At 63.3% G+C, this 15,816-nt stretch carries 12 protein-coding genes; 3 read left to right on the forward strand and 9 right to left on the reverse strand.

Annotation, left to right across the window (positions count from 1 at the left end; genetic code table 11):
* Positions 1 to 76: 76 nt before the first annotated feature.
* The 4 genes from K1X11_RS02020 to leuB all read right to left on the reverse strand — a co-directional run bounded on the left by K1X11_RS02020 (position 77) and on the right by leuB (position 6,220).
* A complete protein-coding gene (locus tag K1X11_RS02020; protein ID WP_221028804.1) occupies positions 77 to 1,186 on the reverse strand; it encodes a DNA alkylation repair protein in 1,110 nt (369 codons plus the stop codon).
* A 19-nt stretch (positions 1,187 to 1,205) separates the two neighbouring features.
* Positions 1,206 to 2,219, reverse strand: a complete 1,014-nt coding sequence (locus tag K1X11_RS02025; protein WP_221028803.1) for a tetratricopeptide repeat protein — start codon at positions 2,217 to 2,219, stop codon at positions 1,206 to 1,208.
* A gap of 105 nt (positions 2,220 to 2,324) precedes the next feature.
* Positions 2,325 to 5,021, reverse strand: coding sequence for an alanine--tRNA ligase (gene alaS, locus K1X11_RS02030; protein WP_221028802.1), 2,697 nt, complete (start codon positions 5,019 to 5,021; stop codon positions 2,325 to 2,327).
* A 95-nt stretch (positions 5,022 to 5,116) separates the two neighbouring features.
* A complete protein-coding gene (leuB, locus tag K1X11_RS02035; protein WP_221028801.1) occupies positions 5,117 to 6,220 on the reverse strand; it encodes a 3-isopropylmalate dehydrogenase in 1,104 nt (367 codons plus the stop codon).
* A gap of 107 nt (positions 6,221 to 6,327) precedes the next feature.
* Here leuB and K1X11_RS02040 point away from each other — a divergent pair, with 107 nt between their 5' ends.
* From K1X11_RS02040 to K1X11_RS02050, 3 genes are read left to right on the forward strand one after another with little or no spacing between them, the layout of a single operon-like run.
* Entirely contained in the window at positions 6,328 to 6,966 is a 639-nt protein-coding gene (locus K1X11_RS02040; protein ID WP_221028800.1) for an MBL fold metallo-hydrolase, read from the forward strand.
* A complete protein-coding gene (gene ribD / locus K1X11_RS02045; RefSeq protein WP_221028799.1) occupies positions 6,950 to 8,110 on the forward strand; it encodes a bifunctional diaminohydroxyphosphoribosylaminopyrimidine deaminase/5-amino-6-(5-phosphoribosylamino)uracil reductase RibD in 1,161 nt (386 codons plus the stop codon). Before K1X11_RS02040 ends, ribD begins: the two co-directional genes overlap by 17 nt.
* Positions 8,111 to 8,128: 18 nt before the next feature.
* Positions 8,129 to 8,740 (forward strand): non-canonical purine NTP pyrophosphatase, encoded by a 612-nt coding sequence (locus tag K1X11_RS02050; protein ID WP_221028798.1) that lies wholly within the window; start codon positions 8,129 to 8,131, stop codon positions 8,738 to 8,740.
* 10 nt (positions 8,741 to 8,750) lie between these two features.
* Here K1X11_RS02050 and K1X11_RS02055 read toward each other — a convergent pair whose 3' ends face one another.
* From K1X11_RS02055 to K1X11_RS02075, 5 genes are all read right to left on the reverse strand, one after another.
* Complete coding sequence (locus K1X11_RS02055) at positions 8,751 to 11,399, reverse strand: hypothetical protein (protein ID WP_221028797.1); 2,649 nt, start codon at positions 11,397 to 11,399, stop codon at positions 8,751 to 8,753.
* A complete protein-coding gene (locus tag K1X11_RS02060; protein WP_221028796.1) occupies positions 11,386 to 12,060 on the reverse strand; it encodes a hypothetical protein in 675 nt (224 codons plus the stop codon). The genes K1X11_RS02055 and K1X11_RS02060 overlap by 14 nt, the downstream gene beginning before the upstream one ends.
* Before the next feature lie 40 nt (positions 12,061 to 12,100).
* Positions 12,101 to 12,622, reverse strand: coding sequence for a type IV pilus modification PilV family protein (locus tag K1X11_RS02065; protein ID WP_221028795.1), 522 nt, complete (start codon positions 12,620 to 12,622; stop codon positions 12,101 to 12,103).
* 146 nt (positions 12,623 to 12,768) lie between these two features.
* Positions 12,769 to 15,213 carry a hypothetical protein gene (locus K1X11_RS02070; RefSeq protein ID WP_221028794.1) on the reverse strand — a complete coding sequence of 815 codons (2,445 nt, stop codon included), beginning with the start codon at positions 15,211 to 15,213 and terminating at the stop codon, positions 12,769 to 12,771.
* A gap of 11 nt (positions 15,214 to 15,224) precedes the next feature.
* Positions 15,225 to 15,806: a hypothetical protein gene (locus K1X11_RS02075; RefSeq protein WP_225919256.1), complete on the reverse strand. Its 582-nt coding sequence runs from the start codon at positions 15,804 to 15,806 to the stop codon at positions 15,225 to 15,227.
* Positions 15,807 to 15,816 lie beyond the last annotated feature (10 nt).

Genomic DNA, 15,816 nt, shown 5'->3' on the forward strand with positions numbered 1-15,816 from the left:
AGATAGCAACGGGAGGCCGTATCGGCAACCGGAGCCGAAACTCTCTGCGCCGCTTTTTTTGTAATCCGTGCGGGACTCAGCGTCGCAGATCAAAGCCGGTGCGGGCCAAAATCTGGCCGTTGATCTGGAGCTCAATGCGATGGTGGCCGGCGTAGTGGCGACGGGTGGAGAAGTCCTGGATCGTTTGCCGTTTACGCAGTGATAGGGTTTCCCCGGGGGCGAGTGATAATTCCTTCCACTTGAACACCTTGGGCGAGGTGCTGCCGTTGGCTTTCACGTAATGGACAATGTAGTCGACGATCAGCTGTTGCGTCTTGCGGCTGGTGGAGCGCAGTTCGGCTTCGAGTTGCAGGGGCGTGCCCAGCGTCAAGCGGGTGGGGGCGGCCGTGAAGGTGGCGACATCCAGTTTCGGGGCTTGGCCGGCGCCCATGAGCTCCAGCGCGGCGGGGTGGCCGTTTTTGACCAGAGTGCGCAAGCCACGTTTCACGATCCACGCGGTGAGCGGATTGTCGCGGTCCCAATCGCGCACCAGCGCGACCACGTAGTTGGGGTGATCCTTGGCGATGTCGTTGAGGTGATTGGCCACCGACTTCCGGACGTAAAGCGAGGGATCGGCTTTGAGGGCCTCGAGAATCGGCCTGGTGGGCGAAGGGTCTTCGACGAGAAAGCCGAGCCGGAGCCCCCAGGGAAGTCGCGGCCGGCTGCCTTCGCTGGCAAGGCGGCGCACGTGTTCGTTGTCGTCTCGCGTCCACTTCAGCAGGGTGGCGAGCGTCGTCTTGGGGTCGTTCTGGATATAAGGCCGGATCGCAAACTCGGCGGAGCCGAATTGTGTGAAATGGCGCATCGCGGCCAGCGCCCGGGTCGGATCATCCGTGCCGTAGCGGCCGGCGAATTCGGCGAACCAGATACCGACGAAGTTGTGGTCGGAACGGGCGGCGAGTTTTTCGAGCACCTGCAGTTTTTCCGCGTAGGAACCGGGCAGAGCGGCATGGGCGGCGACGGGAGTTTGTCGCAAACGCTCCATGAGCGAGCGCGATTCCAGTCCCTCCAACGTGAGTTGCAAAAACTGCTTCCGGTCGAAAGCGGGGCAGACGCTGGCAAGTTGGTCAGCGATCTCGCGGTATAGGGTGGGGTTAAACCAGTCCTTGAACGCTTCGGGCTGGGTTGTTTCCGCGGGCGGGGGCATGACCCGCAGGCTGGCAGACTCAGGCGGCGCCTTGCGATTCGATTTCGCGGTGGACCGCGGCTTGGGAGCGGTGCTTCAGGGCGGTGAGTTTTTTCCCCGCGCGGTCGGCGGCGACGGCGCAGTCCTCGTGTAACAAGCGCGAGAGCGCGTGGGCGCCGATGACCTCGGCGAGTTGCAGAGCTTCCTGGCGGAACAGCGCGGCTTGCGGCGCGAAGGAGGAATCGATGCGGGAACGGTCCTCGGTGATGCGAGCCCGATGAAGCATGGCTTCGGCTTCGGTGCGCCGGTCGCCGCCGATCGCGGCCAGCGCGGCTGCTTCGTCGAGGAGGTCGAGCGCGTCCTGCCATTCGTTGCGCCGGCTGCGGATGCGGCCGAGGTTGATCAAGACGGCGGGTTCATCGATGCGATCATCGATGTCGCGACAAATGCGCAAAGCGGTGGAGCAATGGTCGAGCGCGGCCTCCACTTCGTCCATCTGCAGGAGGCAATCGCCGAGGTTGTTGTGGGTGCGCGCAGCGAAACGTTGGTCGCCGGTATGTTGGCAGATCGCCAGAGCGCACTGGTAGTGCGTTTTGGCTTCGGGCAGTCGGTCGAGCGCGGTCAGAATGTTGGCCACGCTGCCCAGAGCTCCAGCGTGAGCCGGGAGGTCGTCGAGTCGCTGGCGGATCTCCAGGGCGGACTCGTAATAGGACAGCGCGTCAACCAGGAGTCCGCGGCTCCACGCAATGTTGCCAAGCGCTACGCAGGCGCGGCCGACCCCGGCTTCGTTGTCGAGCAGCTCGTAGCGTTGCATCGCATCTTCGCCGGCGGCCTGGGCGCGATCATACTGGCAGAGGATGCGTAGGGCGATGGCCCGGCGTTCCTGCACGCGGGCGATTTGGGCGGAGTCACGGCGGTCGAGCGTGTTGAGCAAAGACTTAAATTCCGCCTCGGCCAACAAGGGCTCTCGATAGAGCTGGTCGTTGGCGCGCTGATACGCCGACTCGAAATCGGTGGAGGTCGCTTTGCCCTTTGCTGGTTGTGCTTCGCCCATGTTTTGCAAACCACAGGCTGCAGGACCGGTGCCAGTCCGTCTACGGAAAGGCACCGGGGATTATTACGCAGCGCCGCAGGGCGGAATTGCGGGGGCGGGGGGCGATCAGAGCTTGAGCACTTCGGCGAGCTTCTCGGGCTCGCGTCCGCCACCCATGGCGAAGTCGGGTTTGCCGCCGCCTTTGCCGCCGAGCGCGGCCGCCCGTTCACCAATCAGCTGACCGGCTTTCACGCCGGCCGCGATGGCGGCGGGTGAACAGAAGGCGACCAGCGAGGACTTTTCGCCGAAGGCCGCGCCGAGGACGACGACACCTTCACCGAGCTTGCTGATGATCTGCGAACCAAGCGCGCGCAGGGTGTTCGGGTTCTCGGTGCTGACGACTGCGGAGACCCATTTGATGCCGTCTTTCTCGACGGCGTTGGCGACGAGTTCATCGGCCTGACCGGCGGCGGCTTTCTGCTCAAACGCTTTCAGCTTCTTCTCCACCTCGGCCTTCTGGGCGAGCAGTGTGTCGAGCTTGGCGGCGACGTCGGCCGGCCCGGCGCTGAGTTTGCTGCTGACGGTCTGCAGGGCGGCCTCGTGATCGGCCACAAAGTCGTAGGCGGCGGAGCCGGCGACCGCCTCGATACGGCGGGTGCCGGCGGCGATGGCGCCTTCGGACACGATCTTGATGAGGCCGATCTCACCGGTGGTGAGCACGTGGGTGCCACCGCAGAGTTCACGGCTGTAACCACCGATATCGACGACGCGCACGATGCGGCCGTATTTCTCGCCGAAGAAGGCGAGGGTGCCCTCGGGCTTCTTGTCGAAGTCGGCTTCGTAGGTTTCGACCGGCGCGTTGTCGATGACCTGCTCGTTGACGAGGCGCTCGACGGTGGCGATCTGCTCCGGGGTCATGGCCTCGAAGTGCGCGAAGTCGAAACGCATGCGTTCCGGGGTCTTCGACGTGCCGGCCTGATGCACGTGGGTGCCGAGCACCTTGCGCAGCGCCCAGTGAATAAGGTGGGCGGCGCTGTGGTGGCGCGAGATGGCGCGGCGGCGCGTCATGTCGACATTGAGAATCGCACTGGCACCGGACTCGACGGTGGTCTCGCCCTTCACCTTATGGAGGAAGCGGCCGGACTTGTCCTTCACTGTATCCACAATCTGGATCGTGGTGTCGCCGGTGGTGACGGTGCCGGCGTCGCCGGCCTGGCCACCCATCTCGGCGTAGAAGGGGGAACGGTCGAAGACGAGATAGGTGCCTTGGTCGGAGCTGATGACGTCAACGACGGTGGCGGCGAAGTCGATGAGGTTGGCGCGGTCGTAACCGGTGAACTCGGTGGCGGTATGCTCGACCTGCTCTTCGCCCTCGGTGGCGGCGACGATGACTTCCTTTTTCTGCGCGGCGCGGGCGCGTTCGCGCTGCTGCTCCATGCAGGTGTGGTAGCCGTCGCCGTCGACGGTGAGACCGCGCTCGGTGGCAAGCAGCTGGGTCATGTCGAGCGGGAAGCCGTAGGTGTCGTAGAGTTGGAAGGCGGTGGCGCCATCGACGTTTTTGCCGTCGGCGGTGGCGTCATTGAAGATCGCCAAGCCGCGGTCGAGTGTCTTGCCGAAGCTTTCCTCTTCGCTGCGGATGACGCGGCGGATGATTTCCTGTTTCTCGACGAGTTCGGGGAAGACCGGGCCGAGGGCTTCGACGACGGGCTGCACGAGCTTTTCGAAGAAGCCGGTGTCGAGACCGAGCTTCTTGCCGTAGAGGATGCCGCGGCGGAGGATGCGGCGGATGACGTAGTTGCGACCTTCGTTGCCGGGCAGGATGTTGTCGGCGATGGCGCAGCTCACGCAGCGGGCGTGGTCGGCGAGGACGCGGAAGGCGATGTCGGTGTTTTCCTGTTCGCTGAGGCCTTCGCGTTTGGTCGGCACGGTGGCCGCGTAGGTCTTGCCGGAGAGTTCAGCGACCTTGGCGAAGAGGGTGGCAAACATGTCGGCCGCGTAGTTGGTCGGCTCGGCGGAGAAGTCGGTGAAGCCCTTGGTGCAGGCGTGGATGCCGGCGACGCGTTCGAAGCCCATGCCGGTGTCGACGTGCTTGGCGGCGAGAGGGGCAAAGGTGCCGTCGGCGTTGGCGTTGAACTGGATGAACACGTGGTTCCAGATCTCGATGCAGCGCGGGCTGTCGTTGTTGACGAGGGCGCGACCGGGCGCCTCGTCGTCGGACGGGAGGAGGTTGAAGTGGACCTCGGAACACGGGCCGCAGGGGCCGGTGTCACCCATCATCCAGAAGTTGTCCTTTTTGTTGCCGTTGACGATGTGCACGGCGGGGTCGAGGCCCTCGGCTTCGAAGATGCCCTTCCAGATGTTGTAGGCTTCCTGGTCGAACTCGGACGGGTCGCCTTCGCCGGGCGAGTAGACGGTGGCGAAGAGGCGTTTGGCGGGGATGCCCCAAACTTTGGTGAGCAGCTCCCAGCCCCAAGTGATCGACTCCTTTTTGAAGTAATCGCCGAAGGACCAGTTGCCGAGCATCTCGAAGAGGGTGTGGTGGTAGGTGTCGTAACCGACGTCCTCGAGGTCGTTGTGTTTACCGCCGGCGCGGATGCACTTCTGGGTGTCGGCCGCGCGGGTGTCGGCGGCGGGCAGGGCGCCGGCCCACGACGAGACGTTGGGCGCCTGTTCACCGAGGAAGATCGGCACGAACTGGTTCATGCCGGCGTTGGTGAAGAGCAGCCCGGGCGAATCGGGCATGAGCGACGCCGACGGCACGATGGTGTGCTGCTTGGAGGCGAAGAAATCGAGGAACGACTGGCGAATTTCGGCAGAGGTCATGGTAGAGAAAAGTAGCGAGTAGCGTGTAGTGGGTAGCGAGTAGATTCGCGGCGGGGCATGCTCGCTACCCGCTACTGACTACTCGCTACTGCGAATCAAAGATTCGCAATGATGGCGTCGGCCATGGCGGTGGTGCCGACGGGGTTGCGGCCGAAGGCGATGTCGCCGGTGCGGAGGCCGTCGGCGGTGACGGTCTTCTTTACGGCGGCTTCGATCTTGGCGGCGAGTTCGTTTTGGCCGAAGGAGTAGCGCAGCATCATGGCGCCGGAGAGGATCTGGGCGCAGGGATTGGCGACCCCCTTGCCGGCGATGTCGGGGGCAGTGCCGCCGGCCGGTTCATAGAGGCCGAAAGGATGGCCGTGGCTGTTGTTGCCGGTGCCGAGGGAGGCGCTGCTCATCATGCCGAGGGAGCCGCAGATGACGGCCATCTCGTCGGAGAGGATGTCGCCGAACATGTTTTCGGTGAAGAGCACGTCGAACTGGTTGGGATCGCGGGCCAGCTGCATGGCGGCGTTGTCGACATACATGTGGCTGAGCTCGAGCTCGGGGTGGTGCTTGGCGAAGTAGGCGGTGACGGTCTTGCGCCAGAGGACGGAGGTCTCGAGCACGTTGGCTTTGTCGACCGAGCAGACGCGGCCACCGCGGGCTTTGGCGGTGACGGCCGCGACCTCGGCGATGCGTTCGATCTCGGAGGTCTTGTAAACCATGGTGTCGAGCGCCTGGAACTCGCCGTTCTCAAGCTCGGTGGTGGTCTTGGGCTGGCCGAAGTAGATGCCGCCGGTGAGCTCGCGGATGCAGACGATGTCGATGCCGTCGGGGATGCGCTCGGTCTTGAGCGGGGAGGCGTCGGTGAGCTCGCTGTAGAGCAGGCCGGGGCGGATGTTGGCGAAGAGGGAGAAGGCCTTGCGCAGCGGCAGCAGGGCGGCGCGCTCGGGTTGGTCCTTGGGCGGGAGGGTTTCCCACTTCGGACCGCCGACGGAGCCGAAGAGGATGGCGTCGGCGGAGCGGCAGACCTCGAGGGTGGAGTCGGGGAGGGCTTTGCCGTGGTTGTCGATGCCCGCGCCGCCAACATCGGCGATTTGATACTCGAGCTCGAGGCCGGCCGGAGTGGCGGCAGCTTGGAGCACGCGGAGGGCCTCGGTCATAACCTCGGGGCCGATGTAGTCACCTGGGAGAACAGCAAAGCGGAGTTTCGACATGGGAAAAGGGAACAGGTCAGCGTTCGCGGGCGGTGGACGCAAGCCGCCATTAGATGCGGAGGAATTGGCGTTGCACCCGGGTGGGGTAAGCCTCTGTCCTGCAGGGAATGAAGTTGTATGTGATTCCGGCGGGGCCGATCCAAACCAACGCGTATTTGCTGACCGACTCCGACCGCGGTGAGGCGATCCTGATCGATGCCCCGGGAGGCATCTGGGCCAAGATCGCGCCGCAGCTGCAGGCGGATGGCGTTGCCCTCAAGGCCCTGTGGATCACTCACGGGCACTGGGATCATACCCAAGGCGGCGCCGAAGTCGTGCGGGAGGCGAATCCACACGTGGTCGCTCACGCGGACGACAAGGCGTTGATCGAAACGCCGGAGATCATGGAAGGCTTCATGGGCGAGAAGCTCGGCCTCGAGCCCATCCCGGTCGACCAGTGGGTCGAGCAAGGCGACATGTTGGAGGCGCTGGGCGTGAATTTTGAGGTCCGCCACGTGCCGGGACATTGCCCGGGCAACATCATGTTTGTGCTGGCAGCGGCGGGGGCGGCGTTTGTCGGCGATGCCGTTTTCGCCGGCAGTGTGGGCCGCACGGATCTGCCGGGCGGTTCGCTAGACGTGCTGACGAAGTCGATCCGCGAGCAGATTTACACCCTCCCGGACGAGATGGTTCTTTATCCCGGCCACGGCCAAGCGACCACCGTCGGCAACGAAAAACAGAGCAACCCCTATGTCCGACCCGAATAAGCACGAATCCTTCATGCAGCAGGCGCTCGCGCTGGCGAAGCGTGCGTGGGGGCACACCCATCCCAACCCGATGGTCGGCGCCGTGATCGTGGAGGACGGTGTCGTCGTCGCGGAAGGGTGGCACGTGAAGGACGGCGAAGCCCATGCCGAAAGGGCAGCCCTGTCGGCGCTGGGACGAGCGCCGAAAGCAGGTGCAACGCTCTACGTGACCTTGGAGCCGTGCTCGACGCCGGGGCGCACGGGCGCCTGCTGCGACGCGATCATCGCCGCCGGCATCAAACACGTGGTGGTGGGCGCGACGGATCCAAATCCGGATCACGCGGGCAAGGGCTTTGCCGTGTTACGCGAGGCTGGCGTGGAGGTCGTGACGGGCGTGCTGGAGGAGGTCTGCACGGACCTCAATCTGATCTTCAACCATTGGATCACGACCGGACACCCGCTGCTGGCGGCGAAGACCGCGGTGTCGATCGACGGTCGCATCGCCACGCGCACGGGCGACTCCAAGTGGATCACCAACGAACAGTCGCGGGCTGATGTGCATCACTGGCGGCGCTTGTTTCCCGCGATCGCGGTGGGCGCGATGACGGTGTTGCAGGACAACCCGCGGCTCACGGCGCGCGCGGCCGATGGCACGGAATGGTGTCCGCGGCGATTTGTATTCGATGGGCTATTACGGTCCGTCGTCGATCGTTACATGCCCGCGGTTTACACCGATGAGTTCAAGGATCGCACGGTGGTGGTGACGACGCCGCATGGTGGTCTCGGATATGTGCGCAAACTTCGGGACCTCGGCATCGAAGTCTGGGTGATTGACTCCGACACGCAGCAGGTGGCGTTTGAAGATTTTAAACAACGTTGTGCCGCGGAGAAGATCACGGGTGTTTACGTGGAAGGCGGGGCGCGCCTGATCGGCGAGATGCTGCGCACGCGCGAACTTGATTATCTCTTTAACTATCGGGCGCCCGTGCTGATGGCGGACGACCGGGCGAGGGCGGGGTTCGTCGGTTTGCGCACCGAAAAGCTGGCGCATGCCCTGCGGCTGCGCGACGTGAAGCATGCGGCCTTTGGCGACGATCAGCTCATGCGCGGGGCGGTCGTCTATCCGGAACGGGTGCAGGTGGACGAAGCCCTGATCATGCGCTGATTGAGCCGACCTGACTCTATGAATAAACCCAGCACGCTGTTTCTCGCCTCTGGCAATGCGCACAAAGTGCGTGAGCTGCAGGAGCTGGCCGACCTTGCCGGTTTGCCTGTATCCATAAAATCAGCACGCGAAGTCGGCGGCATGCCGCCGGTGGTGGAGGATACGGGGACGTTTGAGGGTAACGCCCACAAGAAGGCGGTGGCGTTACTGCCGCTGTTGCCGGCGGGCGGCTGGGCGCTGGCGGACGACAGTGGCATTTGTGTGGACCATCTGGAAGGCGGCCCGGGCGTCGAGTCGGCCTACTTCGCGGGTCCGGAGGGGGACGATGGGGCAAACCTGGCCAAGCTCATCGACGTGATGCGGGGCGTGCCGGCGGAACAGCGCGGTGCCCATTACGTGTGTGTGCTGGTGCTGCTGGGGCCGGATGGTGAGCGGTTCGACTTCATTGGTCGCTGCCACGGGCGGCTGCTCGACGAACCGGCGGGCAGCGGTGGCTTTGGCTACGATCCCTTCTTTGCGCCGACCGGTTATGATCGCAGCTTTGGGCTGCTGCCACCGGAGGTGAAACAACGCCTGAGCCACCGGGCGCAGGCGTGGCGGGAGTTGGAATCCTGGTTGCGGGCTGAGTAAGGCGTGGGGCCTACAAACCGACGCTGTTGAGCACGGCGTTGTCTCCCGCGTTGCCTTGGCGAAGGAACCGGTGGTCGCTGGGGCGGAAGATCATGGCCATGGGGATGCCGGGCGGGAAGGTGCCGTCGACCAAATCCTGGTGAAAGCGGACTGACGGGATGGCGTAGGCGCCGTGGGCGTGCCAGTAGTCTTCCGTGAGGTTGTTGCGGTTGCGGCCGTAGGCCTGTTTCACCTCCTGCACCTCGCTTTTGAACATGCCCACGACAGAGCCTTTAAAAACAATGGGCGGACCGCTGTTGTAGAGCGATTGGTAGTGCTCCACGGCGTGGAAGAAGAATTCAAAAATCGGATACTCGCCGGTGGCGATGCAGGCGGCGATTTCGACGCGGGCGCCGGCGGGACGGCTGGAGGAACGATTGTCGTGGCCGAGGAAGCTCTTGGCGCGATTGGAGGGCCAGCTAGCCGACATGACGGTAAAGGTATCGCAGAAGATGGCGGCAGGCACCTCGCCGAACTCACGGGTGGCGTAGGCGTCGGGGTTGGTGCTGGCGATGTTGGTGCCGGAGTAAATGTTTCCGTCGCAATTGTAGGAGCCGAGCATGTAGAGCGGCATGTTGGTCGCGAGGGTGAAGCCAGTGTTGTTGGGGTCGGGCAGGCTGCCTCCATTGATCAGTTGCAGCCCTGGGATGGCCCATTCCGGGCTCTGCATGGCGCTGTCGGTAAAGCTGGTCGGGTAGCGGCGCAGTTCCGGGGCGAAGGGGACGATACTGTCGGTGCGGTTGGCGCGGCCCAGGTTGTCGGCTTCGGACCATCGGTCGGGGTGGCGCAGCTCGGCGGAACCGACGTTGAACGGTTGCGAGGGGATGACGACGCCGGAGGCTTCGGTCGTGTTGGCGGCGACCGCCGTGTCGGGGGTGAGGGAGGTGGGCATCTCAATGTAGAGGATGCCGTTCCACTCGGTGGCGGGATCGAAGTCGCTGCGGAAATCGACTGCGGTGCTGTCCATGGCGGTGCCTTCGAGCACGGCCTTCAGGCGGCTGATATCGAGCGTGAGCATGTCCACCGGGCGAGCGAGTCGGGGGTCGTGCATGGCACTGAGCACATTGGTGCCGGTGCCGGAACCGGAGTAGGTGACTTCCTCGAAGTGGGGACGGCCGGAGAGCACGGCGTTGATGCTGGCATTGGCCTCCCCGATGAGGTTGTCGGGCAGGCGGACGGGAGCGAGCACCGGCTCAACCCCGGCGGAAGCGCGGGTGGTGTATTTGTAGGCTTTGACCACAAATCGTTCGCCGCGATTGGCGGCCCGCCATTCGTTGGACGGGTTGTAGTAGTTACTGCCTGAATACCGATAGTAGCGGCCGGTGGCGGGGTATTGATAAGCGCCTCCGCCGGGATTGGATGAGCGGGAACCGCTGACCGGCGAGGGCACCCAGTCGTTGTTGCGTTCGATGCGCAGAATCAGGCCGGCGCGGGCCGCGAGTTTGTTGCCGCGGCTGATGTCGTTCTTGCGGCTTGCGTGCAGCGGCGGCAGGAGGGGTTCGATGAGAGAGTAGGTGCCGTTGCTGAATTCGTTGACCGCGTTGGTGGCGGGGACGTCGGGTCGGTAAGCGACCGAGCCTTGGGGGGTAAAGGTCGGAACCTGGTGCGCTTTGTCCTGCAGATGGCCCTTGTAGGTTTGCAGGGCCCAATTGCGCCAATCGGAGCGGCGGCTGTCTTGGCCGCTGTTGTTGTAAGAGAGGACGTGATTGGGGCTGCCCCCGCTCATTTGGGTTTCGACGAAGATACTGATGCGATTATTGCCCGTCGCGACGGGATTTACGCGTGGGCTGCGGGCGGCGGAAAAGTCGAGATCGCCGTAGGCGTCCACCGGCGTGTAACCGTAGGGATCGGCGCCGGTGCCGCCGACGTCATTGGTGGAGCCACGATAGAAGTGACCGGAGGAAGTCAGACCGCCGGCGTAGACGGAGGTGTCACCGTTCTGGGCGTTGAGTAGCAGCGTGCCGTTGGTGTGCACCGGGCCGACCACGCGGTAACTGCGGTGAAGCTGGAGCTGGCCCTGGAAGAAAATGGCATGCTGGAACATCGGCACTTGGCGACCGACGATGCTTTTTTGGAGGTAGGCGGTGTAGCTCTCGCCCGACTGGGACGCCGTGACCGAGGCGATCATCGGGACTTGCGATTCCCAGACCCATTGACCGCGATTGGGGTCGTCGTCGTTGGCGGGATCGGCGGGATCGATCCAACGTCGGGCGGCAAGGGATACGACGGGTTTCACGCGCACGGTGGGGGCCGAGAGCGAGACGTAGCCGGTGTCGCCGTCGTAGCTGCCGGCCGGCATGGCGATACCGCCGGAGAGAAAATTGCGGACGTTGGCGGGCAGGGCGTAGTTTGAGTAGGAAACGTTGGGGATCTCGCCGATGTTGAAGCTGCCGACAGTGTTCACCTTGTTGATGAGCGACGAGTAGGCGTAGTCGATGGTGGACTCGGCGGCATTCACCGCATGCATCTCGAGTTCCTTGCGCAGCGACAGGCGGCGCTGTGTGGACATGAGGGCAAGCACCGAAGCCGCGGTGATGGCGGCGATGGTGGAACAGATGATAACCGTCAGCAGGGCGGAGCCGCGGCGGTTCGCGGGAAAGGCTCGGTTAACTGCGAACATAGAAGGTGGCTTCGATGGTTTTTTCTTTGGCCAGCGAGGCGTCGTTACCCGTGCTGCTGGTCACGACGCAGGAGAGGCTGGCGGCGGTGCCGACGGCGCGGCAGATGAAGAGCCCGTCGTTGTTGGCGAGAGTGATGTCGGAGGCGACGGCTTGGTAGGTGGCCATGATGGCCGCGCGGCGATCGGTCAGAATGGCCTCCAAAGGCTTGGCGGAGGCTTGGTCGGCGGCCGGAACGGGGTAGTCGAATCGGAAAATCTTATCTTCGTCGGCGTCGTAAACGTAGCCGCTCAACTTGGAATACACGGTTTGATTGCTGCCGTTTACAGTGGAGAGGGAGAAGACGATGAAGTTGCCGCGTTGGTCGACCTGCTTGCGCAGCCATCGTTCCAGGGAGTTGGAGGTGTCATCGGTGTAGATGCTGATGCCGTTGGCGACGCGCGAATCGATCCATAACCGGCTGGCGATGCCCCATTGGGTCAGGTCATTGACAGTCGCGTTGGTGGTCCGAGCGGAGGATTTTACGCCTTCCAGCAGCAACCAAAGGCCGGCGGAGGTGACGAAACCGGAAACGGTGAGGGCGACCAGGATTTCGGCGAGGGTGTAGGCGTGACGGGCCCGGGCACGCAGCCGACGGGAGAGAGGCCGGGAGGAACGGGGCAAAGCCGAGAGTCGGGAGGAGTGCCGGGTCATGAGGGGAGGCCTAGATGGGGTTGAGGTTGGGGACGACGAGGCGCACGTTGCTGGTTTCCCACTCGTCGTTGTTCTCGGCCGAACGTCGCCACTTGAAGAGTAGGATGACTTCGAAGACATCCATCTTGGTGCCGGAATTGGAGTAGTTGCGCTTGAGCATGAGGAAGAACTTCATGGGCAACTTCGTGTTGGAGTCGGGGTCGACGGTGATGTTGGCCGTGGTCCAATTGGGACTCAGCTCCGTGTTGTCGCGGATGTTCACGGGGATGATCACGTCGCGATAGCCGTCGGCTTCGGCGGGGTCGGCCAGACTTACGGTGACGGAGCCGGCGGCCCCGGCGTTGTAGACATCGGCGATCTCGGCATATTGGCGGAAGCGCAGCTGCTCGAGGATGGAGAGGCTGGTGGTGATGGCCTGGCTGCGATAACCGAGAAAGTAGCTGAAACGTTGGTTTTGCAGGAAGATGCCCACCATGGTCGTGGCAACGACCGCAAGGATGCCGGCGGCCACCATGACTTCGATCAACGTCATACCTCCGGTGCTGGTGGAGACGCTACGTCTTGGAGGAAGGGGGGGCGGCCGTTTCATCTGAGGCCATATTACCCCTGATGCCTAGGTAATTAAAAGGGCCCCAAAGTCGAAAAATGGCCCTATTGAAATAGGTAGGAAAGGGCCTATTACCACGGAAGCTCATCCAGCTCGGTGGCGTATTCTGCCGGGGTGAGGTCGGTGAAGTCGACGCGGCGGTAGGTGCGCACGCGGGGGGTCTGTGGCGGGTAGCGGCCTTCAGCGAGAATGTTATTAAAACCCCAGAAGCGGCCGGGGGCGTTGTAGTAACGAATGCTCCAGGGTTCATCGGCTACCCGGCTTTCGAAGAGGGCGACCATGGAGCCGCGAATGGCGAGGTCGCCGTCCCAATACTCGAGCAGGCGGGGGAAGTTGTGGGCGCCACCGCTGTTTTGGCTGTTGTTGTTTTTGTTGGAAGGGACGATGCCCGCGAGGAAAGCGGCAGCTATCTCAGTATCGCTGCCTTCAAGCTTGGTGCTCCGGGAGGAGGCCCACGAGCCCGGAGAGGCATCGGTCGGGTAGTTGCCGGGACGAATACTGCTGTCGTATCCCTCGCGCATATTGTTGGAGCTGGGGGAAGAGACCGCCCAGTAGGAGGAGTGGCGACTGTTCAGGTGGCGGGTGGCACTCATGGCGTCGTTCCAGCCGCCCACTTGAATGCCGCTGCTGTTGAACACGGGCTGGGAGAGCACGGTAATGGCGTCGGCGGCGAGGGCAGTGGGCACCTCGTTTACATCCTCCGGGAAGCGGGAACTGTTGGTGAGACTGGAGGCGTTGGTATTGATGTTGCCGTCGGCGTTGTAGTGGCCGAGCACATACATCGCATCGTTGGTGGCGATGGTCAGTCCTTCGGTGGCGGAGCCGGTGGCAGTGCTGGCGACGCGGCCGCGGCCGTTGATCAGACGCACGCCGGAATCCCGCCGGGTTTCGGCATCCACTGACTCAATGTAAACGAGCCCATTCCAATCGGAGCTGCTGTAATTCACCATGTTGTAGGCCGCGGTGTTGGTTACCGAAGAGGGGGACGAGGCGCGGTAGGCAGAATCGGTGGAGGAGTTGTCGTAATCGTAGATGAGGCTGGAGGAGGAGCCGTTCACGGTCCAGTCGACCGCGCGCTTGAGCGCGTTCATGTCGACCTCGATGATGTCGAGCGTCTTGGGGTCGTAAGCGTTGCTCCAGCTCCGGTTGGCGTTGGGGTTGAAATTGGTGAATCGTCGCAGGTCAGTCATCTGGTTGGATTTGACCTGGATGATCGGGCGGGCGCCGGGAGTGGGGTGCACGGATCCGGCGGTGCCGACGGTGGAGCCAGGTAGGATGACGGCGGTGCCATCGGCGCGGAAGGCACGGTATTCTCCGGCGGGGATGGACACATCGGCGCCGGTCGGGGATTTGCCGGTGCGGGTGGTGCTGCTGGGATTGACGGTGATGTAGAGGCCGGCTTTGCGGGCGAATTTCTGGGCTTCGACTTGGGCGTTGTAGCCGGCATCGCCGGAGGCCAATGGTCGCTCGATCATGGCCCGGCCGGTGTTCTGGGATTGGTCCACACCATCGGCGGGTGTCGGGTCCTCGACGTAGTCGCCGAAAGCCACGGGTTTGTAGGACTCCACGCCATGCACGGAGGTTTGCAGGTATCCGTTGTAGGTGTTGGAGGAATGGACGCGGAACTCGGAACGCGTCTCGGTCGTTTCGGCGGCTTCGCCCATCTTGTGGTCGTGCCAGAAGGAGTTACCCTGACCGCGCAGGTTGATCAGGCTGCCAGCCTTGTTGGTAAAGCGAATAGCCTCCTGCGTTTCTCCTTCGATGGATCCGTCGCCCATGATCGGGGCGGTGCGATAGCCCCAGTAGACGCCTCCGGCTACGGTCACTGGGCCGCGGAAATCAAGGGAAGAGCCGTTGTTGGCCTGGCCGACCACCCACAGGTCGCCGTTGGTGTGCACGGGACCGAAGATCGTCATGTCGGCGCCGGGCGCGATCTCCAGATCCATGTTAAAAAACAGGGCGTGGGCGAACATCGGGGCTTCGCGCATGGAGAGAGTCTGGCCGACGTAGGCGGTGATGTCGCTTACGCCCGGAGCGCGCACGGTGGCCTTGCCGAGGATGAGCACGTCGCGCCGAAAGATACGTTTACCTTTGTGCGGGTCGAATTGGTTGTTGGGGTCGGTTGGGTCGACGAAGAAGTGGGTGCCGGAGAGGTCGTTGGTGATGCTGCGCACGACACCGCCGGTGACCTCGACCGAAGAGGTGACGACGTTGCTGCCAGCAAAGATACTGGAGGGGGGCGGCTCCAACGGGTCGGGGCCATCGGGGTCGAGCATGGTCACCGGGAAACTGGTTTGGTTGTCCATGCGGTAACGCACCTGGGCGAACGCGAATTCGGTGGCGGCCTCGGCGGCGTTGCGCGCCTCCAGGCGGAGGGCGTGACGTTCATTCAGTCGCCGCTCGGTCAGGGACCAGCGCAGGATGCTGGCCACCGCAATACCGAGCACGGCCGCGATCATGATCGCCATGACCATGACCGACCCCCGCTGGTTTCGATGGTATCGCCCGAAGATCATGGGGAACGGCTTCAGCCGCGGGGCGAAACGGTGAAGTTGTAGGTGTTGGTGGCGCGCCGCATGAGGTTGCCATCATGAAAGATCTTACCCTTCACCATGATGCTGCGGTCGCGGAAATTGTAGAAGAGCTTCCCGTCGGCGAGGCCTTGGGACAGTTCAATGACTTCGGGGTGGGTGTTGGCGGTGGTGGTCGCTGGCAGCAAATCCCAAATGTCGCCGGAAGCCCCGTTGGTGAAATTGGTCTCAAAGCGACGGACGGGGCCTTCACTGGCTGGGTCGTCCGGGTCTGCCGGAGCCCGGTAATAACCGACGAGACGATTGATCACGTTGCTGTCGTCAGGATCCGTGAACACGAGCAGCAAAAAATCGCCCGACCTGCCGTCGTTGACCGAAGCGTCAACGGTCACGGTTTCGAAGCCCAACTGGGAATCGCCCACCTCCACCGTCGTAGTGCGAGTGGTGAAGGAGGGGAAGATCATGAAGTAGTTCGCGTAGGCCGCGTTCTCCGTCATCTCGCTGGTAAAAGTGCGAATATCCCGGTTCACCATCAGTTTACCCATGTCGTAGTGGTAGGTGTTCAGGCTCTGCATCATGAATGAGAGC

It is taken from the genome of Actomonas aquatica, from assembly GCF_019679435.2.
GTDB classification, from domain to species: Bacteria; Verrucomicrobiota; Verrucomicrobiia; order Opitutales; family Opitutaceae; genus Actomonas; species Actomonas aquatica.

Excerpts from the sequence above, each read along its gene's own strand:
- K1X11_RS02020 (WP_221028804.1), bottom strand. The coding sequence starts at position 1,186 with ATGCCCCCGCCCGCGGAAACAACCCAGCCCGAAGCGTTCAAGGACTGG.
- K1X11_RS02025 (WP_221028803.1), bottom strand. The coding sequence starts at position 2,219 with ATGGGCGAAGCACAACCAGCAAAGGGCAAAGCGACCTCCACCGATTTC.
- alaS (WP_221028802.1), bottom strand. The coding sequence starts at position 5,021 with ATGACCTCTGCCGAAATTCGCCAGTCGTTCCTCGATTTCTTCGCCTCC.
- leuB (WP_221028801.1), bottom strand. The coding sequence starts at position 6,220 with ATGTCGAAACTCCGCTTTGCTGTTCTCCCAGGTGACTACATCGGCCCC.
- K1X11_RS02040 (WP_221028800.1), top strand. The coding sequence starts at position 6,328 with ATGAAGTTGTATGTGATTCCGGCGGGGCCGATCCAAACCAACGCGTAT.
- ribD (WP_221028799.1), top strand. The coding sequence starts at position 6,950 with ATGTCCGACCCGAATAAGCACGAATCCTTCATGCAGCAGGCGCTCGCG.
- K1X11_RS02050 (WP_221028798.1), top strand. The coding sequence starts at position 8,129 with ATGAATAAACCCAGCACGCTGTTTCTCGCCTCTGGCAATGCGCACAAA.
- K1X11_RS02055 (WP_221028797.1), bottom strand. The coding sequence starts at position 11,399 with ATGTTCGCAGTTAACCGAGCCTTTCCCGCGAACCGCCGCGGCTCCGCC.
- K1X11_RS02065 (WP_221028795.1), bottom strand. The coding sequence starts at position 12,622 with ATGACGTTGATCGAAGTCATGGTGGCCGCCGGCATCCTTGCGGTCGTT.
- K1X11_RS02070 (WP_221028794.1), bottom strand. The coding sequence starts at position 15,213 with ATGATCTTCGGGCGATACCATCGAAACCAGCGGGGGTCGGTCATGGTC.
- K1X11_RS02075 (WP_225919256.1), bottom strand. The coding sequence starts at position 15,806 with ATGATGCAGAGCCTGAACACCTACCACTACGACATGGGTAAACTGATG.